Source organism: Brevibacillus nigriterrae (assembly GCF_049846925.1).
GTDB lineage: Bacteria > Bacillota > Bacilli > Brevibacillales > Brevibacillaceae > Brevibacillus_H.
In genome coordinates, this window is the sequence record NZ_JBNCMT010000002.1 from 20,240 (window position 1) to 41,587 (window position 21,348).

At 42.8% G+C, this 21,348-nt stretch carries 26 protein-coding genes; 4 read left to right on the top strand and 22 right to left on the bottom strand.

The window, feature by feature from the left end; genetic code table 11:
• Positions 1 to 60 precede the first annotated feature (60 nt).
• Entirely contained in the window at positions 61 to 300 is a 240-nt protein-coding gene (locus ACPW7N_RS01840) for a hypothetical protein (RefSeq protein WP_425649298.1), read from the top strand.
• 442 nt (positions 301 to 742) lie between these two features.
• On the opposite strand, the gene ACPW7N_RS01845 is transcribed toward ACPW7N_RS01840, so the two are convergent.
• Together ACPW7N_RS01845 and ACPW7N_RS01850 are read right to left on the bottom strand one after the other, a co-directional pair.
• Positions 743 to 1,000: a hypothetical protein gene (locus tag ACPW7N_RS01845; RefSeq protein ID WP_425649299.1), complete on the bottom strand. Its 258-nt coding sequence runs from the start codon at positions 998 to 1,000 to the stop codon at positions 743 to 745.
• Positions 1,001 to 1,139: 139 nt separating this feature from the next.
• Complete coding sequence (locus ACPW7N_RS01850) at positions 1,140 to 1,550, bottom strand: WGxxGxxG family protein (protein ID WP_425649300.1); 411 nt, start codon at positions 1,548 to 1,550, stop codon at positions 1,140 to 1,142.
• Positions 1,551 to 1,704: 154 nt separating this feature from the next.
• Here ACPW7N_RS01850 and ACPW7N_RS01855 point away from each other — a divergent pair, with 154 nt between their 5' ends.
• Positions 1,705 to 2,181, top strand: coding sequence for a hypothetical protein (locus tag ACPW7N_RS01855; protein WP_425649301.1), 477 nt, complete (start codon positions 1,705 to 1,707; stop codon positions 2,179 to 2,181).
• Positions 2,182 to 2,269: 88 nt separating this feature from the next.
• On the opposite strand, the gene rluF is transcribed toward ACPW7N_RS01855, so the two are convergent.
• The 3 genes from rluF to ACPW7N_RS01870 all read right to left on the bottom strand — a co-directional run bounded on the left by rluF (position 2,270) and on the right by ACPW7N_RS01870 (position 4,604).
• Positions 2,270 to 2,959, bottom strand: coding sequence for a 23S rRNA pseudouridine(2604) synthase RluF (gene rluF / locus ACPW7N_RS01860; RefSeq protein WP_425649302.1), 690 nt, complete (start codon positions 2,957 to 2,959; stop codon positions 2,270 to 2,272).
• A gap of 117 nt (positions 2,960 to 3,076) precedes the next feature.
• Positions 3,077 to 3,475: a rhodanese-like domain-containing protein gene (locus ACPW7N_RS01865; protein WP_425649303.1), complete on the bottom strand. Its 399-nt coding sequence runs from the start codon at positions 3,473 to 3,475 to the stop codon at positions 3,077 to 3,079.
• 22 nt (positions 3,476 to 3,497) lie between these two features.
• Positions 3,498 to 4,604, bottom strand: coding sequence for a slipin family protein (locus ACPW7N_RS01870; protein WP_425649304.1), 1,107 nt, complete (start codon positions 4,602 to 4,604; stop codon positions 3,498 to 3,500).
• Positions 4,605 to 4,671: 67 nt separating this feature from the next.
• Between ACPW7N_RS01870 and ACPW7N_RS01875 the strand changes: the two genes are divergently transcribed.
• Positions 4,672 to 4,827: a hypothetical protein gene (locus ACPW7N_RS01875; RefSeq protein WP_425649305.1), complete on the top strand. Its 156-nt coding sequence runs from the start codon at positions 4,672 to 4,674 to the stop codon at positions 4,825 to 4,827.
• Between the two features lie 242 nt (positions 4,828 to 5,069).
• On the opposite strand, the gene ACPW7N_RS01880 is transcribed toward ACPW7N_RS01875, so the two are convergent.
• The 14 genes from ACPW7N_RS01880 to ACPW7N_RS01945 form a co-directional block, all read right to left on the bottom strand.
• Positions 5,070 to 5,492: a VOC family protein gene (locus tag ACPW7N_RS01880; RefSeq protein WP_425649306.1), complete on the bottom strand. Its 423-nt coding sequence runs from the start codon at positions 5,490 to 5,492 to the stop codon at positions 5,070 to 5,072.
• A 33-nt stretch (positions 5,493 to 5,525) separates the two neighbouring features.
• On the bottom strand, positions 5,526 to 6,032 hold the full coding sequence (locus ACPW7N_RS01885) for a VOC family protein (protein WP_425649307.1): 507 nt from the start codon (positions 6,030 to 6,032) through the stop codon (positions 5,526 to 5,528).
• A 2-nt stretch (positions 6,033 to 6,034) separates the two neighbouring features.
• Entirely contained in the window at positions 6,035 to 6,904 is an 870-nt protein-coding gene (locus ACPW7N_RS01890; protein WP_425649308.1) for an arylamine N-acetyltransferase family protein, read from the bottom strand.
• Positions 6,905 to 7,106: 202 nt separating this feature from the next.
• Positions 7,107 to 7,832 (bottom strand): twin-arginine translocase subunit TatC, encoded by a 726-nt coding sequence (gene tatC, locus ACPW7N_RS01895; protein ID WP_425649309.1) that lies wholly within the window; start codon positions 7,830 to 7,832, stop codon positions 7,107 to 7,109.
• A gap of 4 nt (positions 7,833 to 7,836) precedes the next feature.
• On the bottom strand, positions 7,837 to 8,835 hold the full coding sequence (moaA, locus tag ACPW7N_RS01900) for a GTP 3',8-cyclase MoaA (RefSeq protein WP_425649310.1): 999 nt from the start codon (positions 8,833 to 8,835) through the stop codon (positions 7,837 to 7,839).
• A 35-nt stretch (positions 8,836 to 8,870) separates the two neighbouring features.
• Positions 8,871 to 9,068 carry a twin-arginine translocase TatA/TatE family subunit gene (locus ACPW7N_RS01905; protein WP_425649311.1) on the bottom strand — a complete coding sequence of 66 codons (198 nt, stop codon included), beginning with the start codon at positions 9,066 to 9,068 and terminating at the stop codon, positions 8,871 to 8,873.
• An 18-nt stretch (positions 9,069 to 9,086) separates the two neighbouring features.
• Entirely contained in the window at positions 9,087 to 10,145 is a 1,059-nt protein-coding gene (locus ACPW7N_RS01910; RefSeq protein ID WP_425649312.1) for a 4Fe-4S dicluster domain-containing protein, read from the bottom strand.
• 30 nt (positions 10,146 to 10,175) lie between these two features.
• The gene (locus ACPW7N_RS01915) at positions 10,176 to 10,982 is read right to left on the bottom strand and encodes a dimethyl sulfoxide reductase anchor subunit family protein (RefSeq protein ID WP_425649313.1); all 807 of its coding nucleotides are present in this window, start codon (positions 10,980 to 10,982) and stop codon (positions 10,176 to 10,178) included.
• Positions 10,982 to 11,542 carry a 4Fe-4S dicluster domain-containing protein gene (locus ACPW7N_RS01920; RefSeq protein WP_425649314.1) on the bottom strand — a complete coding sequence of 187 codons (561 nt, stop codon included), beginning with the start codon at positions 11,540 to 11,542 and terminating at the stop codon, positions 10,982 to 10,984. Before ACPW7N_RS01920 ends, ACPW7N_RS01915 begins: the two co-directional genes overlap by 1 nt.
• Positions 11,543 to 11,555: 13 nt before the next feature.
• On the bottom strand, positions 11,556 to 13,760 hold the full coding sequence (locus ACPW7N_RS01925; protein ID WP_425649315.1) for a molybdopterin-dependent oxidoreductase: 2,205 nt from the start codon (positions 13,758 to 13,760) through the stop codon (positions 11,556 to 11,558).
• Between the two features lie 21 nt (positions 13,761 to 13,781).
• Positions 13,782 to 14,402, bottom strand: coding sequence for a TorD/DmsD family molecular chaperone (locus ACPW7N_RS01930; protein WP_425649317.1), 621 nt, complete (start codon positions 14,400 to 14,402; stop codon positions 13,782 to 13,784).
• Positions 14,380 to 14,655, bottom strand: coding sequence for a hypothetical protein (locus tag ACPW7N_RS01935; protein WP_425649318.1), 276 nt, complete (start codon positions 14,653 to 14,655; stop codon positions 14,380 to 14,382). The genes ACPW7N_RS01930 and ACPW7N_RS01935 overlap by 23 nt, the downstream gene beginning before the upstream one ends.
• 163 nt (positions 14,656 to 14,818) lie before the next feature.
• Positions 14,819 to 16,390 (bottom strand): PucR family transcriptional regulator, encoded by a 1,572-nt coding sequence (locus ACPW7N_RS01940; protein ID WP_425649319.1) that lies wholly within the window; start codon positions 16,388 to 16,390, stop codon positions 14,819 to 14,821.
• Between the two features lie 5 nt (positions 16,391 to 16,395).
• A complete protein-coding gene (locus ACPW7N_RS01945) occupies positions 16,396 to 16,962 on the bottom strand; it encodes a 4Fe-4S dicluster domain-containing protein (RefSeq protein WP_425649320.1) in 567 nt (188 codons plus the stop codon).
• 123 nt (positions 16,963 to 17,085) lie between these two features.
• Here ACPW7N_RS01945 and ACPW7N_RS01950 point away from each other — a divergent pair, with 123 nt between their 5' ends.
• Positions 17,086 to 19,170 (top strand): molybdopterin-containing oxidoreductase family protein, encoded by a 2,085-nt coding sequence (locus ACPW7N_RS01950; protein WP_425649321.1) that lies wholly within the window; start codon positions 17,086 to 17,088, stop codon positions 19,168 to 19,170.
• Between the two features lie 621 nt (positions 19,171 to 19,791).
• Here ACPW7N_RS01950 and ACPW7N_RS01955 read toward each other — a convergent pair.
• The 3 genes from ACPW7N_RS01955 to ACPW7N_RS01965 are packed head-to-tail and all read right to left on the bottom strand — an operon-like array spanning position 19,792 to position 21,262.
• Complete coding sequence (locus ACPW7N_RS01955) at positions 19,792 to 20,274, bottom strand: SRPBCC family protein (protein WP_425649322.1); 483 nt, start codon at positions 20,272 to 20,274, stop codon at positions 19,792 to 19,794.
• 43 nt (positions 20,275 to 20,317) lie between these two features.
• Positions 20,318 to 20,758 carry an SRPBCC family protein gene (locus ACPW7N_RS01960; protein WP_425649323.1) on the bottom strand — a complete coding sequence of 147 codons (441 nt, stop codon included), beginning with the start codon at positions 20,756 to 20,758 and terminating at the stop codon, positions 20,318 to 20,320.
• A gap of 3 nt (positions 20,759 to 20,761) precedes the next feature.
• Positions 20,762 to 21,262: a MerR family transcriptional regulator gene (locus tag ACPW7N_RS01965; protein WP_425649324.1), complete on the bottom strand. Its 501-nt coding sequence runs from the start codon at positions 21,260 to 21,262 to the stop codon at positions 20,762 to 20,764.
• Positions 21,263 to 21,348 lie beyond the last annotated feature (86 nt).

The window sequence follows — 21,348 nt, forward strand, 5'->3', positions numbered from 1 at the left end:
GGATAAGTGCACCAATACAAGGGGAACATGGTAGTAAACAGCTTGATAGGAGATGTCTACATGTTACCCGAAGATATTCAGAAGAAAATTCAGGAAATAAGGGTAGTAGGAAACTTCGAAGAGAAATACAACTCGCCAGATGACGAACAGGTACTTCAAACCATTCTAGCTGAGCAGAATATGTCGATTCCAAGTGGAAATCATACGGCGGATTGGTCAAGCGTGAAGCAGGTGCTAGACCAAAAAAAACAGGAGCTAAAAAAACGAAGTGAAGAATATTTTGAGAGTGGTTTTTGGTAAACATACCGAGAACCCCAAGGCAGTTTTTCCCTTGGGGTGTTTCGTTATTTTTCAAGCTACCTTCGTAAACAAACCAAAAACTAGCAGTATTAAGAAAAGGCTGATCATTACACTTACCCAAACGATTGAACCAGTATCGATTCTATTTTTCCATTTCACTTATCATCACTCCTTGTCCTACTACTAAGCTATTCAGAATTAAGGGGATAATAGGACAAAAAAAACCACCCGGAAACATTTCCAAGTGGATAAAGGATTAGGGGTAGTACTGAAAAAAACATGTTGCTGGTTTTATAGACGTAACAAAGCAAATCCAAGGTTGCAGGAAATTTAAAGTTTGGACATAAATTAAAACATTGATTTGGAGCAGGTCAGATATGCTCCGACTCATTTTCATGCTAGTCTGCATACATGCACAGTCGCAAACACAGTTTGAATACCGTTATTTCGAATATTGGGTTTCTGTTAATTGATCACGTTCCTCTTCGGATAAAAAACGAAAATCATACATAAGCCCGAATTCCTTTGCGTTCTCTAATAAATTAAGAAAGAGTTCCTCCCCTTCAACATCAACACCTTTTAATCCGGTATAGATCCCTTGGAGTCTTTGTTGACCATCCAATTCTATAACAACCGAAGGCAAAATTTTTGTATTGACGCTACTGCCATTCTCGACCGACGAAAGAAACAATCTGCTCATTTCCCCAACGAGGCTTGTCGTGTGGAAAAGCGGTACTCTCCTGTCTCCTCCTCGCACACATAGTATAACCCGATACTGATTCCTAAATTCGAAAACCCGCCTCTGCATTTGCAAAAGGCGGGCTACTGGTTGCAAAGATTTACCGTTGAGGTTCTCTGTTGTCTCTTCTGTTGCGCATTCCGGCTAATCCTGCCAGACCTAACAAGCCAAGCCAGCCCCAGTCAACATCATTGTCGCCAGCAGCAGCCCTTGTGCCATAACCATTATTATTCGTACCAAACGTACCATTATTGGTCATACCAGTTCCATTTGTGCCGTATGTGCCATAGGTGTTGTTGTAACCTGTCGTACCCGTTGTACCTGCTGTTGTACCAGCAGAGCCTCCGGTTGTCCCATAAGTGTTATAGCCTGTCCCTGTACCCGTCGTAAAACCTGCGCCGCTTCCACCAACCCCTACGCCTGCTCTTGTACCACCTGTTTCAGCGTATGCTGAAGCACCCATTGCCAACATAAGCACCATTACAATAACTGACATTCTGGTTTTTTTCATAATGAAAACTCAACCCCTTTCTTAGGTCTATTCAACTTATTTCCTAGGTTGAGTTGGATTATTCATTCCCCTCCACCCCTTTGAGCGCTTTCTTCCATAATGTGCCGTGTGGTATAATCGCTAAATTACAAACCACGTGTGTTGGAGGGTCTTCATGCTTACATTTGAAGAAAAAACTGCTATCATTGAATCTTTTCCAGAACTGCAAAAAAAAGCCGTATCGCTCGGCCGAGTAAACTACCAGTTTGAGGAAAGCAAACACGAAAAGAAAAATGTGGTATATCATCTGCATCCGAATGGAAACGGGTTCGTTTATGCAGGACTGATTCGCGGATATAAAACAGATGACAAGGGCTTCGTAAATATCCGTGACTTTTCTGCTGATGCCTTGCAAAAATTGATTCGCTCATCCATTCAATCACTTTCTGAACCGCCTCGGACAGAAGCAGAAGAAGCGATTATCGGAGAAGGACAGGAGGAACGCTGGGCTGGACCCGACAATCAGACCCTGATCCTGCTGAACGAGGATGAGTGGTGGAACATTTACGCCGGGTTGAATCTGGAGGAGTCTTTCGGTTCGTATGAAGAGGCGACACAATATCTGGAAGAAGAAGGGTTTACTCGAATATAAACCTGCTTAACAACACCAATTCAAATAAAAACGCTCATCTCCGTAATGGAATGAGCGTTTTTGGTTACAGTTCATATCGAACGGCTTCCTACTCCAACAATTTCATTAATTCATTGAATTCTTTGCTTGTCAGATTGCGCCAGTGGCCGATTTTCAGATCACCTAACCGTATATTCATTATCCGAATCCGTTGCAGTCGGGTCACCTGGTATCCAAATGCCTGGCACATCCTGCGAATTTGACGATTGAGTCCTTGTGTCAGGATGATCCGAAACACCCTGTCACTGACACGGCTTACTTTGCACGGTTTCGTTTTGGTTCCCAAAATCTTGACTCCGCTAGACATCCCTTGCAAGAATTCCTGAGTGATCATTTTGTTCACCGTGACGATATACTCTTTCTCATGATTATTTTCTGCCCGCAATATCTTGTTGACAATGTCTCCGTCATTGGTGAGCAGAATCAGCCCTTCTGAATCCTTATCGAGACGCCCAATCGGAAATACCCGCGCTGGATGGTTCACAAAATCTACGATATTGCCCTGAACATGCTTTTCCGTTGTGCTCGTGATGCCAACAGGTTTGTTCAAGACGATGTAAACTGGCTTTTTCTTGGTGCCGATCGGCTTGCCGTCGATCATGACCATATCACCCGGTTCTGCCGTACTGCCAAGCTCCGCCACTAGCCCATTGATGGTTACCCGCTTGGCATCAATCAGCTTGTCAGCTTCCCGCCTCGAACATACTCCTGTCTCACTTATAAATTTATTGATTCTCATGCGGAAATCCCTTCTCTATCTCATGGTTCTTGTTTTTCCTACTCAATTGTGCTTACAAGCATTTTCCATTGTAACACAAAGGATGGGGCGAAGCATCCAGCCCCACCCCATCCACATTTATTTGCCTGTTTTTACTGGACCTTTCCAATCAAGCATACCACCTGAAACATTCACAATATTCGTATAGCCTTGCTCCTGAAGCAATTTCGCTGCTTGCATGCTTCTGTTCCCACTCCGGCAAATGATAACGACCTCTTTGTCTTTGGGAATTTCAGCTAAACGATTCGGTAAAGAGCTCAGAGGTACATTGGCAATCCCCTCAATATGCCCTTCCGTATACTCATTCTCTTCTCGCACGTCAATGAACACGGCTGAGGAATTCAACTGTTGCTGCAATTTTTCTTGTAATTGTGTAGTTGTCACCTGTTGAATCGTGCTACTCGTCTGAAAAAACAGCATCCAGACAACAGCTCCGATTGCAATCACAGAAAGTAGGGCAATTATCGTTCGGTTCATTTCTCCCAATCTCCTATATCCTCTATTTTTTAGCAGTAAATAGACTATTCAGTTGCTCTAGCAAATTTCCTCCACCGGACAAAGAGACATGTCCGATCCTTTCACAAATTCGCTCCAGATATTCCAACTCTTTCAAACGGGACAAAGTCTGATTCTCGTCCATCAGCTTCGCCGTATTGAGTAGACTTCTGGTCGATGCAGTCTCTTCTCTTCTAGTGATAATATTAGCCTGTGCCTTCTTTTCTGCCAGTAACACCATATTCAAAATCTCTTTGATATCACCAGGCAAAATAATATCTTTTACACCTGCAGACAGGAACTGCACGCCGAAATCCTCGCTTTTTTCCTGCAATCGTGACAAAACGAATTGTCCTACTTCCTGCTTGGTTCGCAAGAGGTCGTCAAGCTTCAGCGTACCGACATATTCTCGTAAAACAAGCTGCAACAAAATATAGATTTGCTCTTCAAATGATTTAATCTCCATCATTCTCAAAGGATTCACAATTTTGTACTGGCAGACAAAGTTAAGCCGAAGCGCAATTTTGTCCTCAGTCATCATTTCCTGTCCAGTCATATCCAATTGCTGCTGGCGTAAATCAATCAGTTTTACTTGAATGGAGACGGGCCCTCGCCAAAAATAGTACTTGCCCGGTGGTAGAGTACGCTGCATGACGTTGTTAAAGAAGAGAATGCCCGTCTCATAACTCGCAACCTCGTAAATAATAGCATAACTATTCACCCGAGGGCTGCTGAAAATCGACCGATCAATCTCCGGACGTACCTCTGGTTCTCTTGTATCGACTGTTATAAAGTCGTGCTTATGTAACAGATTCCAAAATACGTACTTCCCCGTGGTCAGGACAGACTTGAATTTCTCATCCACGTAATGAAGGACATATTCGTAATCTTTCACTTCCACTACAACCAAATCCTTATTCAACTCTGGATCGTGAAGTAGAAGATTGATATTTTTATCGGGCACCTGAAACGGCTGATCGATTTTCAGTTTAATGACTTCGTTATTCACAAAGGGTGGAAAGAAATACTTCCCCGGCTGAAGATAACGTTGGTAGTTGCCATCCTTGAAGAGAAGGCCTCTTTCATCGTCTTGAATGATCACTTTTTTCATTTCTCTCTCCCCTTGCTTATCTCTTTATTGAAATCCTCCTGAAATGAATGCGGAGTCTGATTTAAGCATGAACGCACAAGACTCTTTCCCAGTTACTCATTTGCTCCACTTCGACTGCTTGAAGAAGATTTTCACGGCAAAGCGAAAAGCTGATTCATCCGATATCCACCAGCCTGCAAAGCGTTCATTTCAGTGTGGGCTTGCCACAGAGGATGATCAATAAAGAATAGGTTAGATTTTTAAGGCTTGATTGTTCATCAAGCGATTCGACCAGAAGTCACCTTGAAAGGGTGAGCTGAGGAATCGAACCTCTGCATGGTGGGATAAGGATGTCACTGTGCTCCAGCATACTGACCATCCAAGTGGAATGCAGCACTGTCGGATCATTCAGAAATCCGCACATAGGAGTCAATGCCCCATCATTACCCACAACCATCATAACAAAACTTGGAATTGGAGGGAAAGTTATTCTTCCAATTCCCACTGTGGATTCCAGACGACTTCCCACAAGTGTCCATCCGGGTCTTGGAAGTGACCGGAATATCCGCCCCAAAAGGTATCATGCGCCGGGTCGGTTATGATCGCTCCAGCAGATTGGGCTTGTGTCATCACCTGATCCACTTCTTCCTTGCTGCCTACGTTGTGACCAATCGTAAATTCAGTAGGATTCGGTGCGGTCTGAACAACCTTTGCCTCATGAGCGAGGTCTTTACGATTCCAAATGGCGAGCTTTAAACCTGCTTGTAAGTCAAAAAAAGCAACGGCGCCATGCTCAAACTCCTGACCGATGATCCCTTGAGTCGGCAGCCCCAGCCCATCACGATAAAATTTCAGTGATCGTTCCAAATCATCTACACCCAAAGTAATGACAGTAATTCGTGGTTTCATCCTATGTTCATACCTCCATAAGTCTTCTTCCTACTACTGCTCCCCCTCATATGCCTGCTTTAACACTTGAATATCCAATTTTTTCATTTGGAACATGGCTTTTAATACTCTTTCCGATTTTTGTGGATCGGGGCCACTCACGAGCTCGGTCATTTCGGCTGGGACAATTTGCCACGACACACCAAACTTGTCTTTCAACCAACCACACACTTGTGCCTTTTCGTCTCCGCCTTCGGAGAGTTTTTCCCAAAAGTAGTCCAGTTCTTCCTGTGACTCACAATGGACAATAAAAGAGATGGCCTCAGTAAAAGGAAATTGCGGGCCGCCATTTAATGCAACGAATTGTTGATCTTCCAACTGGAACTCCACCGTCATTACGGCACCTTCTGATCTTCCGTGGATTTCATGTCCCACTTTTGTATATCGAGTGATTCTTCCAATACTAGAATTTTTAAAGATAGAAGTGTAGAACTTCGCTGCCTCTTCTGCTAGTGTGTCGAACCACAGGTTTGGCGTGATTTTTTGGATTTTGTTTTTCATTCTTACTCTACCTCTTTCTCTAGTGATTTTGTTTTCTTCCATTGTTCATTAATCGCTTGAACCTTGTTCCACAGATCGTCTCGCGCCTGTTTACTATAATTCACCAGATGTTCGCCAAAAATATCCCCCAAGACTTCAAACCATTGTGATTTTGATAGAATCTCTATCTTCTCAATCACATGTTTCTCCCGTTTGCTCCAGACACAACCTCTCAGTTCATTGCTTCCAGTCGCATGCCGATGTCGGACAAGAAACAGATTGATCCAGGGTGAATTTGCAGATCGGCTGTAATGCTCGTGTTTCGGATAAAACTCTTCCAGCTCATCCACAACCTCAGGATCATAATCTACTCCAGTAAATGTAGAAAGTGGATCATGTTCCAATCGCCAGCCATTGGTAACGACACTTGATTCAGTCACTTTATAAATAAAGGGATCTTGGTCATAGATTCCAGCTTGCAGAGGCAGTGGTTCAAATGGCATATCTCCAAGACCAACATCAATAATCCACCGTTCATTCTCTAATTTTACAGTGAGTCCAAGGTGAAAGGAATTGATTCGAGGCTGCTCTCCCATCGGCTGAACACCAGCTCGATGCCAAGAGACCTGATAACCCAAGGAACGAAGAAGCTCGCTAAACGCTCCGTTCAGATGAAAACAATAACCGCTTCTACCATTGATCATCAGTTGCACGGATTCCCTGGTATCAATAGCAGTCGGCCTTCCAGCGAAAATATCAATGGTTTCCCACGGGATATTTTTCACGTGCGCTTTATGTAGTTCAGACAAAAATGAAAGGGTAGGCGGCTCAATTTCTTTAATTCCGAGTCTATGTAAATACGCTTTGATTTCTTCATTTTTCAGCATTTCCATCTTCCCCTCCTTAGAGACATCATAGTTTTTCAAAGTATCGATAGACATCTCCTTTTGTTACTATTTTCAACATCCATATTCATCCATTTCATTCATATTAACAAATACAGAAACACATGCAATAAGGTGACCAGCACTTTTCAACTCGAACCATGAAAATTTACAAAAAAAAATCCCTCCGAAGTTGGAGAGATTCTAACGATCAAGCAATCTCTATCGTTCTTTGATAGATCTCTTGTTTCCTGATCACCAAATTTGAAAGAAAGATACTCAGTTCATACAAAAGAACAAGAGGGATACAAACGATTAGATCAGAAATAACATCTGGTGGCGTAATCATCGCACTTACGATAAACAAGAGAAAATAGGCGTATTTGCGATATTTCCTCAGGATGTCTGGATGTAAAATATGGATCACTGTCAGAAACATCACCACCACAGGAAGTTCAAAAACGCCAGCTACAGGAATCACAATCCCCAACAAAAAGGATATATATTTATCCAATCCATACATTTGTTGTATTTCCATGTGCATATTTAACGAGTTGGTAAACAGAAGTACCATGCGGAACACGACAAAGTAGCCAAATAGCATTCCTATCGCAAACATACATGCTGAAAAAGGGACGTATTTTAAGGCTGCTTTTTGTTCTGATTTTTTCAGTCCTGGTTTGACAAATGCCCAAAGTTGATACATGACATAGGGCGCTGTAATAATAAGCCCCAGCGAAAAGGATAATTGCATATAGATACTCAACACGTCTCCTGGAGAAAAAACGTTCCATACCACCTTGATTGGCGCTGTTCCTTGGAGCAAGGACAAAAAACCAGGCGTATAATACAAACTAATTATCATTGATAAAACGAGTACAATGCCAATCCGAATGAGCCGCTTACGTAATTCACCGAGATGATTAACAAGAGACATGACATTACCCTCCTATTTGGGACATGCTTCTTACGGTCATCGAATCTTCATGTGTCAGCATATAGGCTTTTGACATTTCATGAGACTCTGGCTTTTGGTTTAGTACTCGGTGAATCATTTCTATCATGTCAGTTTCGCTATCTATCCATTTTCGAATGTAGGATTCGTCGTTCCAAAACAAGCATCCTTTGAGATAGCCATCGGACGTTAAACGCAGGCGATTACAGGAATGGCAGAAGTGATTGCTTACCGCATGAATCAAACCAAACTGCCCCTTTGCTCCGTCGATCTTGTAATACCTGGCTGGTCCATTTGCATTTTCTGCTTGCACTGGCCTTGCATTCCAATCATGCATGTGACAAGTTTGGATCACCTGATCTAGTGGTAGAAAACCATTCTTCCAAGGTTTCAAGGACCCAATTGGCATATACTCAATAAACCGGACGTGTATGGGCAAAGTGATACTTAATCGCAAGAAATCAGCTATCTCATCGTGATTGACACCATCGATCAAAACCACATTCACTTTAATTGGACTGATACCAATCCGCTGACACTCATCGATGCTATTTAGTACACGCTGAATATCTCCACCACGAGTTATCATCGAATATCGTTCTGGCTTTAGCGAATCCAGGCTGATGTTCACTCGTTTTAGCCCTGCTTCTTTTAGTTTTTGGGCTTTTTTAGCCAACAATAGTCCATTGCTTGTCATTGAAATATCTCGAATCGTAGGAATAGAGGCCAAACTTGCCACTAATGACTCCACATCAGGACGGAGCAAAGGTTCACCTCCTGTCAGGCGGACTCGCGAAATCCCCATTTTAGCCATGACCCGAACAACCTTCACAATCTCCTCATTCGTCAATAACGATTGATCGGGTAGAAATGATGTCCCTTTCGGAGGCATGCAGTACATACAACGTAAATTGCATCTGTCCGTAATTGATATTCGTAAATAATCATGCACTCGCCCAAATGAGTCAACCAGCTTTCCTGACATAATCCTCACCTATTCCTGCTAGTTCAGCCATAATTTCAAATCTTGCTGCTTTCAGAAGACTCCTTGTGAACTGGTTTTTCTTCATCCGCCATCATTTCTTTGGCACTTGACTTAAACTCTCGTAACGTTTTGCCAAAGGCACGTCCAAGCTCTGGAAGTTTCGATGGGCCAAAAACCAACAAAGCAACGAACAAAATCAGGATCAACGTTCCAGGTCCAATATTTTGTAACATATCAATTCCTCCCTATTCTTAGATCAGGCTGGATTCTGACTGAAACAACACTTCAGCGGGATGTTCCACAAGCGAAATATTCTTTTCCCAGCAAACTTCTCTACACAAGCCACATTCTACACATGTAGCTGGTTGCAATCTGATTTCTCTTCCTAGCCCATTTTCCGTTTCTATCATGCGAAGTGCTTGCGTCGGACAGAGAATGGTGCATGCTCCACAGATATCACATGAATCGTTTATTACTGGCAACTTGACGGTCATCCGTTGCATAAGGTTCTGATCCTGCTGTAGTTGATGCAACAATATTTTTCGTCTTTCCACATAGGTGTATCGTGATTCTCTCAGGATTTTTTCTACTATTTCTGCTTTTTTCTGCCGGATTTCCTCTGGTATTTCTGATATCTCAGCTAGTCTCTGTTCCTGTGTCTCACCAAGAATCTCTTTGAATACTTCCTTACCTGATTCTTTGAATTCATGAAGTGCAAATTGCAAAAACTGACGACGGCTACTATCGTAGGCATAGTCCCTGTCTATTTTCTCTACGGAAAAATATCGAGTTGCTTTCTTCTCGCAGAGGGTTTCCGCACGCCCCAACTGTTCGCTCCAAACCCGCTCACCTGTTGTAACCTCACACGTTTGACAACTTCCTTCTGGTAAATAAATAGAAAGCGAAGGAGAGGTAAGCAGCATTGACATCCAGACTTCCCAAGGAATTACTGCTAAACAAGGCACCTTCAAACCTACTATCTGTTCAGGAAATAACTGCTTGGAACAGGTAATATAAACTCTGCCTTCATCCACAAATTGACGTTCTGTTTGCTCCAGCATTCGTTTAAAGGAGGGGCGCTTCCAAGAAAATGCGTTGGTTGGACAAACCACTCCACAGATTCCACATTCCAGACAGTCTGTCATCACGATCTCTTTGGCTGTTAATCTGATACTGTTTGAAGGGCAGTTGTCCATACAAAGCGTACAGGTACTTGCCGTTGATTTTAGCCGAGTGCAAACTTCCTTTTGAATCTCCACAGGTGACGCGTGTCGCTCGAACGCATTCATCAATTTAAACAAGTTAATCATGGCTGCACCCTCCTTTCTTCGAACATACGTCTATAAATGAACCGCCGTTGTATAGAACAAGATTCTTCCTAACAACTCACTTATCATCAGCAACAAAAACATGAGACTACAGGTAACTGTATTATTGCTTTTGCTCCCTTTGATCGTTGGAAGAAGCATGGCTAGCACTACACCCAATAAAGCCATGCGAATCCAAAACATGCCACTGTTTACGATCTGAACGCCAGACTGTGCCGCTTGTTCCAATCCAGAGAATAGAGAGGTGAGGTAAACAACTAGAAATATGACGGACAAACCCGTACTGACCAGGGTAATACGTGAAAAGTCAAAGTTTTGCTCTTTTCTCCATTGCAGGACAGCTCCTACAAAAATGGGTCCCAACAGGATTGACGTCAGAAAAAAGGAGAGTGTCGTTGACCCGCTGTTCCATGCTGGAATCGCTGGAATCGTATAAATCATCGCAGAGGAAAAAATCGTCCCTGCTCCGAACAGAGTAGCTAAAGCACCAACTGTTTTTCGATTGGCAGGGCGGTCTGCTTTCCAAAAATAGCAATACATCAGACTGAACAGTATGAATATTGCATATACAGTAACCTCGCGACTTAGCCAGGACTCGCCAATATTAAGAATCGCCCGATACGCTTCCAACGGATGCCCCAAGTGAAATAAGGAGATTAGCACTCCGACGATTGCAATGCCAGCAATTACAGAACTGATGGTAAAGCCAGATGAAACGGAAATTTTTTTGCCTGTTATCTCCAGCAGCCATAAGGTCACAAGTGCACCAATTGCAACCTGAGATAAAACAGTGAAGAGTACGAGTGGAAAGTCATGCATTACACGTCCCTCCTTACTTGCTTTCCTGTTTTCGGTAGGATAAATCGAGTAGTCGGGTGGGTAATGGCCGTGTTAGCAAATCCAGCGACAGATACTTCGAGGTTGGCTCGATTTTCCTTCTCCAAATCAATCACTTCTAATGCATCCATTGGACATTTGGATACACAGATGGGTTGTTTTCCTTCATCCTGCAATTGATAGCACATGCTGCACTTGTCCATTTTCTTCGTTGTATTGTTAAACTGCGGGACTTTGTAGGGACAAGCCTTGGCACACATTTTACAGCCAATACAGAGACTAGGATCGTGGACGACAATGCCATCCTCTCGTTTGGTATACGCTCCGACAGGGCACGCTTTTTTGCATGCAGGATCATCACAGTGATTACACGCAGAAGACAGATATGCTCGTGTAGGAGACCCGGTTAATAGCTCTGGCAACTCTCTTACGGTTCGACGGCTCATGTCAGGTTCCAACTGATAAAAGCTTTTGCATGAAATCTCACAGGCATGACAACCGATACAGCGATCAATGTTAACTACAAATGCTTTTTTAGCCACCTCCTATCCCCCCTTATGCTTTTTCGATGTTTACGAAATTATCGTGGAATGCAATTCCGGGCATCCCTGTTTGATAGGTTCCCATATCAGCCGGGATGGCTTTCACGGTAAAATTCACGTTAAAATCCTGATCTTTGTACCATGCTTCGTATACCGCTACTGTGTCCTTAGGCACATTTTGGGTAATCTTGGCTGGCACAATAATGTATCCGATATCGTTAAACATTTTGACATTATCGTTTTCACTGATCCCTTTTTCTTTCGCTAGTGATGGGTGAATTTCGATAAACGGCTTGTTATTAATTTTCTCTACCCAATCAAGATTCTGGAATTGGCTATGAAGACCAAATTTCCAGTGCGGTGAGATGCAGCGAATCGGATACGCCTCGGGTGCTTGAAGCTCTTCGAGATAGACTGGGAGCTGATGATTATTAAATTCAGTCGCCTTTTCAGACCAGAATTCATACTTACCAGATGGTGTTTTGAATTGATTGTCTTTCCATTGGATTTCCATCCCTTTTGCTTTGGCAGTTCCCGTTTTATACAGGTCTTTCCAGTCGTTTAGTCCAAACATCTGATAAATACCATCATTAAATTCTTTGCCTACCCACTCTTCCAAATTACCTGACGTTGGGTACGTACATGATCCGGGTTCGATTTCATTCATTTTTTTGGACAATCCCATCGCAATTTCTACATCGCTCTTGGCTTCATACATTGGTTTGATCGCCTGTTGGTTGATATTAATCCAATAGTGCCAGTAGCTTACATTTACACCCCAACTCTCGAATGGAGTCGTAACGGGCAGCACCAGATCAGACATCTTTACGGTATTGGTCATAAACATGTCTGCGGTAACAATGAAATCCATCTGCTCAAATGCTTTTTGTACAACTTGCGTTTCCGGATCTTGGGAAAGTGGATTACGACAGGCGATCCACAGCATTTTGATCGGCGGCTCTTTTGCCGCTAATACCTCGGCGCCAAAATTATTAATGTTGATGGCACGATCCTTTTCTCCCCCGCTTCCCTTTGGAGCCTTTTGGATCATCGCATGGTAATTGAAGCCCCATGTCGTAAGTTGTGCGTAGTTAGCGCCACCGCCTAAAACTCCTATGTTGCCGGTCAATGCAGCCAATGCATCAATCGCCCTGACGTTGGCCCCACCATTGGTATGACGCTGCGATCCGTACCCAATCCAGATATTTGCCGGTTTTGCTGTGGCATATTCTCTCGCCAGGCGCTCTATTACTTCAACTGGTATACCTGTTTTTTCAGATGCCCATTCTAGCGTTATATTGGTTTTCACATAATCCAAAAACTCTTTGTATCCTTTGGAGTGCTGCTGCATCCAGTTCTCATCATACAGCTTGTGATCAATAATATATCGGGCCATGCCTAGCGCAAGCGCACCATCCGTACTCGCCTTGACCTGGATATATTCATCCGCTTTGGCTGCCGTCTGCGTCAGAATAGGATCAATGACAACGATCTTGCACCCTTTTTCTTTTGCTTTCTCAATAATGCTCATCGAGTGCACGGCACACCATGCAGGATTTGCTCCCCAGACGATCAGATACTTGGCATGTACCATTTGTTCTGGATCGGCATTGGCGATTGTCCCCATATCATACGCCTGCGAATCAATTCCAGCAGGCCAGCAAGGAGTTCCTGTCGCTCTGGTGGTATATCCGATGCTGGACAATGTACCTTCCACCCCATAATTGAGGATGTTGAAGTTGCCAGAGTATTTGTTTAAACAAATCGGAAGTGTGCTGCCATACTCTTTTTTAATTGCGAAAATCTTTTCGGCAATGATTGTAAAAGCTTCGTCCCAACTGATCCGCTCCCACTTGCCGCTGCCTCTGCCGATCTGACGCATGGGATACTTGATGCGATCTGGCGAATAGACCATCCTTGGATAGGTGTTCCCTTTGATGCACAGCTTCCCGTTTGTATAAGTGTTGTTTTCATTCCCGGTTACAAAAGTTATCGTGCCGTCTTTTACCGTTGTTATCATTGAACAGGTATCATAGCAATTTCGCGGACATGCATTGAAAAATGTTTGTTCAGCACCCTCCGCTCCCGCTTTCTGTGGAGCAAGGCCCAGAAATTCATATTCTTTGGAGAATTTCAATCCAAATAAAGCACTAACGGTAGCTCCCACAGTTCCTGTCACTTTTAAAAAGCTGCGTCTGGATATTTTATTGTCATTCATCGGGCTCATTTCCCTCCTTTATCATTGGTAAAATAGCCTCTCCTGCTCAACCTCCAAAACTCCTTCCAAGAGATACGCCATTGCCTGACAAATTCGATTCTCAGCGTGTTTGTGAATATTTTCACAAAACTCCTTAAACCAAACCAAAAGATGTTTCTCTAGGAACTCTTTATACTGGTCAGGAAATCCCTCTTCGGCATGAGTGGCAAGCAGGTAACAAATAAACTCTAGTTCCAAAGCAAGATGATCATCCGGCTCCATTCCCTTGTTGGCTACCTCTACACCTGCCTGTGAATAAAACAATCTAACCTGCAAGGTCTCCCTTTGCATCAATGTTTTTTCGGGGTTTCGGTAGCTTGATTCATACGGTGAAGCAAGCAGCTTGTCTGGTCCAACAAAGAGCCTATTAAATTCATACTCCACTTGCAGTGCATCTTCTTCTTGTATTCCAAGCAATAAATCAATGCATTTCCATATTTTCTGACTAGGTAAAAGCAGTTGATACGCCTCTATGCTTGTGCAAATTTCCTTCCAATCTTGCGCACTCCACTTCAATGAACGCCCTGCATAAAAGTTCTGAAGGATCATGAACATGCGAAAACACTCTTCCAGATGCTGGCTATACGTGTGGTTTGGTAGCATCCTTCTCTCCTCCAGTACCCTGTTTTTGAAGCTGTTTCGATTGTTGCATCAGAGCATCAAACCGTTTTTGCTGTTCATCCGTAATTTTGACCTTTCTTTCCACAATTGGCTTGGCTATTCCCTGATACTCTAAGTTGGATGATCTGCTTTCAATTAGCGCACTCTCTGACTTTGCAGGCTGATTCGTGCACGCCGTCATCACCAGAATAGAAAGTACCAGGCAAGAATAAATGATCATCTGTTTACCCCGCATTTTCTCACCTCCTGTTTCTAGTGAAATCGTATCACCTGCCCCACTGTACAAATGAACATGTTTGAAGGAGGCAGGGTGTGAATCTATCACATTTCGGTGTGCAAGATTGGGTGTTGTTCATCATTTGCACAAAAAAAAGCTACAAGTTTTAGAACTTGCAGCCTCATGTTACTATTTGAGAAATTTTAAGTGTGACAAAAACATTTAACAAATCTTCATACGAATTCAGGCTGATATCCAGTAGGCTTTCAATCTTCTTTAACCGATTTCGCAGCGTATTGGGATGAATATAAAGAGAGTCAGAGGTTCGAGAAATATCTCCATTTTCCTGAACATACACTTCAAGCGTTCGAACCAATTCTCCATCATGCTCACGATCATACTCCAGTAATTCTCCAAGGGTTTCTTTGAAGAATGTAATGAGAACATCGTTGTTAATGAGACAAAGTAACCGAATCACACCAATCTCTTCAAATAAAAATACGCCTTTTCTTTTCTGAAGAAATCTGCCCATTTCCAGTGCAATCTTCGCTTCCTGAAAACTCCGAAAAATCTCCAGGTTGGATCGATACAAACGCCCAATACCAACCGTAATCCTTACATCGGGAAACTTGCCTGCCAGTACCTGCTGAATTTGTGTTGCAAGGTATTTACTGAAATCTTTTCTTTCTTTTTTGGACTGTTTCTTTTCATCAAAAACAAAGACAACCACTTGATCCTGAAAATTTGTAACGATACCTGTAAGAGCCTGTGACTGGAGGATGAAGGTAATTTGATGCTTCATACTCTCCAAGAGTTCCATACTAAGGGACTGATCATTTTCGGAATGTAATTGCAGCACCATCAGCAACGGCTGCTTGGTAAAATTCCATCCCCAGAGTTTTCCTTGCGTAATCAACATCTCTTCCGATTCAAAATTGTTATACAAGACATCATAAAGAAACTGATTGGCGTATTTTCGATTCGTCTCAAGTATCGCTTCTTCTTTCTTAAACCAGGTCACGAGGCTTGGCAAAACCTGATGAACCAGTTCAATGGTCATATCAGTAATGGTTCCTCGCTCTTGTTTGATCAACAGGAATCCGTGGTTTTCCAGTTTGAACAGCAGAAACGATTCTTGTTGTTCTTGCAATAAACGGTAATCGTCTTTGGAACCGTTTCTCATCTGTACGTACCTTTGCTTCAAAAATGTGTATTGATCCGAACCATCTACGGAGGGCATGGAAGAATGCAAAAAGAAAAAGGGGTCCAACAAGACAACTGGATTGTCGATGATCTCTGACAAACGATCCAGCACTTTCTGGATATGATTCTCATTTATCATCGTGAGCCAGTATCTGGTCGATTGTTCCCACGCATACCGAAATAGTCCTAATTGCTTTAGTTTTTTCATTTCCTCAATCGTGCGAATGATGGAATCAAGGTCTGTATTGTCGAGAAACAGGACTGGTTTGTGTACCTCTTTGATTTTATCAAGTAGACTTGGACGAATGTATTTTTTATCCAGATGGTAGAGTAAGACTCCCTGAATATAATCATGGTTTACTATCTCTGGAAGTTTTTGAATGTTTTCTTGCGATACTTCAAGAATCAGCAGCGTTTGCCTCTTTACTGCTTGCAGATTTGACGCTACATCAATAAAGAAATTACCTTTTCCTGACCATCCACTAAGTATCTCAGCTTTCTGAAAAGGGTGCGCAATAATTAGCTCTTGAAAAGTCATCGTTGTTTCCAAATTACTCACTCCCTCTCATCTTGTGCCCAGAAACGTTGTGATTGTACCTTTTTTTCTTTGAAACGAATAGAAGGACAAGTAATGGATTTCATCTGATAGGAAACGATTGCTTTTTGGTGCCCGGAGTTTTGCTCGCTGTTGATGTCGATGACCTGAATTGCACCCACAATGCATGATGAGACACAAGCAGGAAGCTCTCCCGACCTCTGCCTTTCCATACAAAAATCGCATTTGTCTGCTTTTCCCGTATCAGGAATGATCGTTATTGCGTGAAACGGACAGGCATTGACGCATAACTTGCAGCCCGAACAGTTGCTTGAATCTAGCAGAACAATCCCATTCCGAGTCTTTTTAATGCATGCAGTCGGACAAACAGACAAACAAGCAGGATTTTGACAATGGTTACAAGCGATTGACAGATAGCCGAAGATGTTTCCGTCATTTTGAGAAAGTGAAACCACTTTTCGTCGAGAGGTATCCTTTCGATTCCTTTCGTTTTTACAGGCAAATTCACAGGTTCGACACCCGATGCATTTTTGTGTATCAACCAAGAAACCTAGCTGTTTTTCCATGGGTAGCCCTTCAATTCTTCTCTGTCATGTTGGTTGCTAAAAATCTATCGTTAGTATACTATTAGCACGAATAATTGAGCGGCACATATATTACAGATTGTTGAATCCTAAGGGGGTCAAAACATGCTCGAACCTTATACCGTAACCAGACATGTTTGCCCTCGCAACTGTTATAGTTCCTGCAGCATGCTAGGCTATTCCACTGATGGCATCCTTCAGAAAGTAGGAGGAGACCCTCTCCATGGCTACACAAAAGGAAAGCTCTGCCCCAAAGGCTTTAACTATGTAAATCTCGTTTATCACCCTGAAAGAATCAAACACCCCATGATTCAGGAAAAGAGAGGCAGCGGCAAGTGGCGCAAGATTTCATGGGACACCGCTTTGGATATTATTTCTGAGAAAATCATTGAACTCCACCATCGCTATGATTCTCACCTGTCTCTTGCTCTGAATAAGTACTCAGGCAATTTCGGCATCTTGCATCAAGCCGTAGAAGGAATGTTTAACAGCCTTGGTAAAACTTCAAGAGCAATCGGATCACCCTGTTGGTCACCAGGACTGGATGCCTTTCATTTTGATTTTGGTTGGCACCAAACATCTGATCTAGAAGATTTGATTCACGCCAAAACGATCATTCTCTGGGGTGTCAATCCGGTATGGACCTCGATTCATGCGCTTCCCTATTTGTATCAGGCTAAAGAAATGGGCGCCACACTTATCACGATTGACCCAGTTTACACGGCAACTGCACAGAAATCCGATTTGTATTTTCAAGTGAAGCCAGGCAGTGACGGGGCTTTGGCACTTGCAATCGCCAAATACATCATTGATCATCAATTGCAAGACATGGATTTCATTGAAAAAAATACGGTTGGCTGGGATGAATGCAAAGCATATGTCGATTCCTTTCCAATGGAAGAGGCATTGCAAACGTGCGGTCAAACACTTGAAGCCATCAAGGAATTATCCTATCGGCTGATAGAAGGAGATCCTGTTTTTATTTGGACTGGATTCGGGTTACAGCGGCATGTACATGGTGGCCAAAGCATTCGAGCAATCAATGCTTTAGCAGCTATCACTGGGAATATTGGACGAAGAGGAAGTGGAGTACACTTTGCCAATGATCCCCAATGGAAGTTCACCTCAAACATTACAAAACACTTTCCGGATCATGTGGATCAGAACAATTGCATCCGTCCGATTGACATTAATAACTTTGCAAAAGAGCTTCTTGGCCTGCAAGACCCTCCCGTGAAATTTCTCTGGATTTCTTGTCGCAACCTGTTAACCCAAAATCCGGATCGAGCTGTACTGATTCGGGCACTCCAATCATTAGAGCTGATTGTGACAGTCGACCTGTTCCTAACTCCCACAGCACAGTTATCCGACATTGTCCTTCCTACCACAACGAATTTTGAAGAGTGGGATATTGTTTCAGGATACTGGCATCATTGGATCAGTATCAATCAGCCAGCAATCCCTCCTTATCACGAAAGTAAAAGTGATTTACAGATTGCCAAACTCTTATCCCAGAAATTAAATGAAAAGTCTCCCGGACTGTCTTCGTTTCCGACAGAAAAAACGCCCATTCAATTTATTGAGGACGAATTTACTGATGAAATATATAGAGATCTGCAAATTTCTCAATGGACAGATCTTCTCAATGGCCCTAGAAGGAAACCTAGCCCCAATACAGCTTGGGAAAATTTACAGTTTGGCACTCCTTCTAAAAAAATTGAGCTTTATTCTCAATCGGCTGAAGATAGTTCCCTTCCGCCACTAGCTATGTATGTTCCTGCTCAGCAAGGAAACCAGAAATATCCCTATCGTCTGTTGATCACTCATGAACAATATCAAATCAATTCTCAATTTATTAATATTTACTCGCTTCACGCAATCAAAACTGAACCGCACGTACTGCTTCACCCTGCGTTAGCAAAAGAAAGAAATATTGAATTGGGTGACATGGTGCGAATTTACAACAATGATGGAGAGATGGTGATTAAAGCCAAGATTTCCTCGAGTGTAAGTAAATATACCCTACAAATTGCTCATTCGAATAACTTGCCCGTAAACAATCTGATTTCGTTTATTCCTGCTGATATGGGAAAAGCAGTTACAGGTGCAAATGGTGTAGCGCTGAACGATACTTTTGTTGCTATTGAAAAGCTTGACGACATCAAACTTGTCGAGTTACACCATCGTTAACATACAAAAAAATCCCTCCGAAGTTCGGAGAGATCCAAATAAAAACGCCCTATCGATTATATAGGGCAGAGGTTTGTACGTGATAGATACAGTATATTCATCTTAAGCAATATACTCAATAGTGATATATAGGTATTTAAACCTTATAATAGCAAAAAAAATTGGCTGCTCACCCTGCGAATTTTGAGCGCCAATTTATTCCCCAGATCGGGTTGTACTAGATACTACCCTATATTATAGTTTTCGTAAAATTTATATTGGGGTTATATAGGTTTTTACTGGTAATTCATCGATTTTTCCTAACATACAAAAAAAAATCCCTCCGAAGTTCGGAGAGATCCAAATATAAACGCCCTATCGATTATATAGGGCGGAGGTTTGTACGTGATAGATACAGTATATTCATCTTTATCAATATACTCAATGGTGATATATAGGTATTTAAACCTTATAATAGCAAAAAAAAAATTGGCTGCTCACTCTGCAAAATTGGAGCGCCAATTTATATCCCCAGATCGGGTTGTACTAGATACTCCCTATATTATTGTTTTCGTCCAATTTATATTGGGGTTATATAGGTTTTTACTGGAAAATTGCTATATTCAATACATCGAACCAATCCTACTCCTGAATCGTTAACCTGCTTACAACCTCAGTCAGACGATCCAGGTTTTCTTCATTCGCCGGAACAACAATTTCTTTTACCCTTTCCAGCTCTTCTACTGTCTCAAAACACTGCCGGAAAGTTAGACCTGTTTTGCCATGCAGGTCATCGAAAATGGCTGTTATTTGGAAGCGGTGAACCGGACCGATATGAGTCAAAACAAAGCGTTCTGGGAAGCTGATTTCATCAAATACACATTCATTCGGGTAGTCTACACCGTTCGGGCCATGCATGGTTAATTTCCAGTTTCCACCCGGCTTTAGCTCAAATTCATGAAACGTATTCGTGAAACCTTTAGGCCCCCACCATTGCGCCAGAAGTTCTGGGGATGTCCAAGCGCTAAAAACAATTTCACGTGGTGCATTAATTATTCGCTTATGCACCGATTCGCAGGTACCTGCACCTTCCGTAGAGCCTGCACTCAAATGAGCATCTGACATTTTGAATCCCTCCGCTTCCATTATTATTTCCGCTCTCGATCTCCTACTTGCTTCGGAGCCCTTCGCCGAGTTTATCCAGCATGAGTTGTGTGCCATGCTCCCGCTGTTCTGGTGAATCATAGCCATCAAGGAACACACCTTGCTCTGTGAAGACCAGCCGTGTACCGTTATCAACGGGTTCCATTTCAACCGTTACCAAGGATACTGAGATTCTGGTTTGCCCCATATCCAACGAGTAGCTGTAAACAATACGCTGTCCGGCTACAATCTCCTGATAACAAGCTTCGAACGTAAAGATTGGACCACCGGGAGGTCCCCCCTGATTCGTTTCCCTTCCTCCAACCCGAAAGTCAAACTCATCAGGCTTTTGAAACCATTGTGCTTTCGCTGCTGGATCTGCCCAAGCGGCAAATACCCTCTCAGGCGTGGTGCCATACATACGTTCAATTACAAAAGTAGCATGTTTGGCAGATCGTTCGTTCATCAGTTATTCCTCCTTTTTAAGCACAGCATTCGCAGGCTTGGACAGAAAATCTCCCAGTCGGTCAAAGCTGCGCTCCCAGTCCAGTTTCCGCGCCGCAAAAAACTTTTCATGACTCTTCTTCATGAGCTTCAACAACTTCGTAAATTCCTCGACTGACACTTCTTCTTTTGTTTGCATCAGCCCGAGCACGTACTCCAATTCTCCCAAAAGCTTTTGTTGAATCCGGATATTGTCTTTTATTAGCCTGATTTGCTGGGACACAACCTCGATTGGATTGTAATTTTCTCCAAGCAGCACCGATTTAACTTCATCCAGCGATAAATTCAATTCCTTTAGTGCCAAGATTTGATGTAATCGGGATAAGTCCTCTTCGTTATACAACCTGTGTCCAGAATCAGAATATCCCGATGGGGAGAACAAGCCTATCTGATCGTAATAGCGTAACGTCCGGATCGTTAACCCCGTTAGCTTCGCAAGCTCGCCTACCTTCCAGGTTGTTTTCATTCTCATCTCCTTTCTTCCACGTGACGAATTACCGGTACCCTAACTATAAAACATTACGTAACGTTAGGTGCAAGTGTTATTTGGTA

Coding starts and splice junctions, on each gene's coding strand:
- ACPW7N_RS01865 (WP_425649303.1), bottom strand. CDS start 3,475: ATGAACCGAACGATAATTGCCCTACTTTCTGTGATTGCAATCGGAGCT.
- ACPW7N_RS01905 (WP_425649311.1), bottom strand. CDS start 9,068: ATGTTACAAAATATTGGACCTGGAACGTTGATCCTGATTTTGTTCGTT.
- ACPW7N_RS01955 (WP_425649322.1), bottom strand. CDS start 20,274: ATGTCAGATGCTCATTTGAGTGCAGGCTCTACGGAAGGTGCAGGTACC.
- ACPW7N_RS01885 (WP_425649307.1), bottom strand. CDS start 6,032: ATGAAAAACAAAATCCAAAAAATCACGCCAAACCTGTGGTTCGACACA.
- ACPW7N_RS01840 (WP_425649298.1), top strand. CDS start 61: ATGTTACCCGAAGATATTCAGAAGAAAATTCAGGAAATAAGGGTAGTA.
- ACPW7N_RS01950 (WP_425649321.1), top strand. CDS start 17,086: ATGCTCGAACCTTATACCGTAACCAGACATGTTTGCCCTCGCAACTGT.
- moaA (WP_425649310.1), bottom strand. CDS start 8,835: ATGTCAGGAAAGCTGGTTGACTCATTTGGGCGAGTGCATGATTATTTA.
- ACPW7N_RS01965 (WP_425649324.1), bottom strand. CDS start 21,262: ATGAAAACAACCTGGAAGGTAGGCGAGCTTGCGAAGCTAACGGGGTTA.
- ACPW7N_RS01925 (WP_425649315.1), bottom strand. CDS start 13,760: ATGAATGACAATAAAATATCCAGACGCAGCTTTTTAAAAGTGACAGGA.
- ACPW7N_RS01855 (WP_425649301.1), top strand. CDS start 1,705: ATGCTTACATTTGAAGAAAAAACTGCTATCATTGAATCTTTTCCAGAA.
- ACPW7N_RS01870 (WP_425649304.1), bottom strand. CDS start 4,604: ATGAAAAAAGTGATCATTCAAGACGATGAAAGAGGCCTTCTCTTCAAG.
- ACPW7N_RS01930 (WP_425649317.1), bottom strand. CDS start 14,402: ATGCTACCAAACCACACGTATAGCCAGCATCTGGAAGAGTGTTTTCGC.
- ACPW7N_RS01915 (WP_425649313.1), bottom strand. CDS start 10,982: ATGCATGACTTTCCACTCGTACTCTTCACTGTTTTATCTCAGGTTGCA.
- ACPW7N_RS01875 (WP_425649305.1), top strand. CDS start 4,672: ATGAACGCACAAGACTCTTTCCCAGTTACTCATTTGCTCCACTTCGAC.
- tatC (WP_425649309.1), bottom strand. CDS start 7,832: ATGTCTCTTGTTAATCATCTCGGTGAATTACGTAAGCGGCTCATTCGG.
- rluF (WP_425649302.1), bottom strand. CDS start 2,959: ATGAGAATCAATAAATTTATAAGTGAGACAGGAGTATGTTCGAGGCGG.
- ACPW7N_RS01945 (WP_425649320.1), bottom strand. CDS start 16,962: ATGGAAAAACAGCTAGGTTTCTTGGTTGATACACAAAAATGCATCGGG.
- ACPW7N_RS01850 (WP_425649300.1), bottom strand. CDS start 1,550: ATGAAAAAAACCAGAATGTCAGTTATTGTAATGGTGCTTATGTTGGCA.
- ACPW7N_RS01910 (WP_425649312.1), bottom strand. CDS start 10,145: ATGATTAACTTGTTTAAATTGATGAATGCGTTCGAGCGACACGCGTCA.
- ACPW7N_RS01960 (WP_425649323.1), bottom strand. CDS start 20,758: ATGAACGAACGATCTGCCAAACATGCTACTTTTGTAATTGAACGTATG.
- ACPW7N_RS01880 (WP_425649306.1), bottom strand. CDS start 5,492: ATGAAACCACGAATTACTGTCATTACTTTGGGTGTAGATGATTTGGAA.
- ACPW7N_RS01935 (WP_425649318.1), bottom strand. CDS start 14,655: ATGCGGGGTAAACAGATGATCATTTATTCTTGCCTGGTACTTTCTATT.
- ACPW7N_RS01890 (WP_425649308.1), bottom strand. CDS start 6,904: ATGGAAATGCTGAAAAATGAAGAAATCAAAGCGTATTTACATAGACTC.
- ACPW7N_RS01845 (WP_425649299.1), bottom strand. CDS start 1,000: ATGAGCAGATTGTTTCTTTCGTCGGTCGAGAATGGCAGTAGCGTCAAT.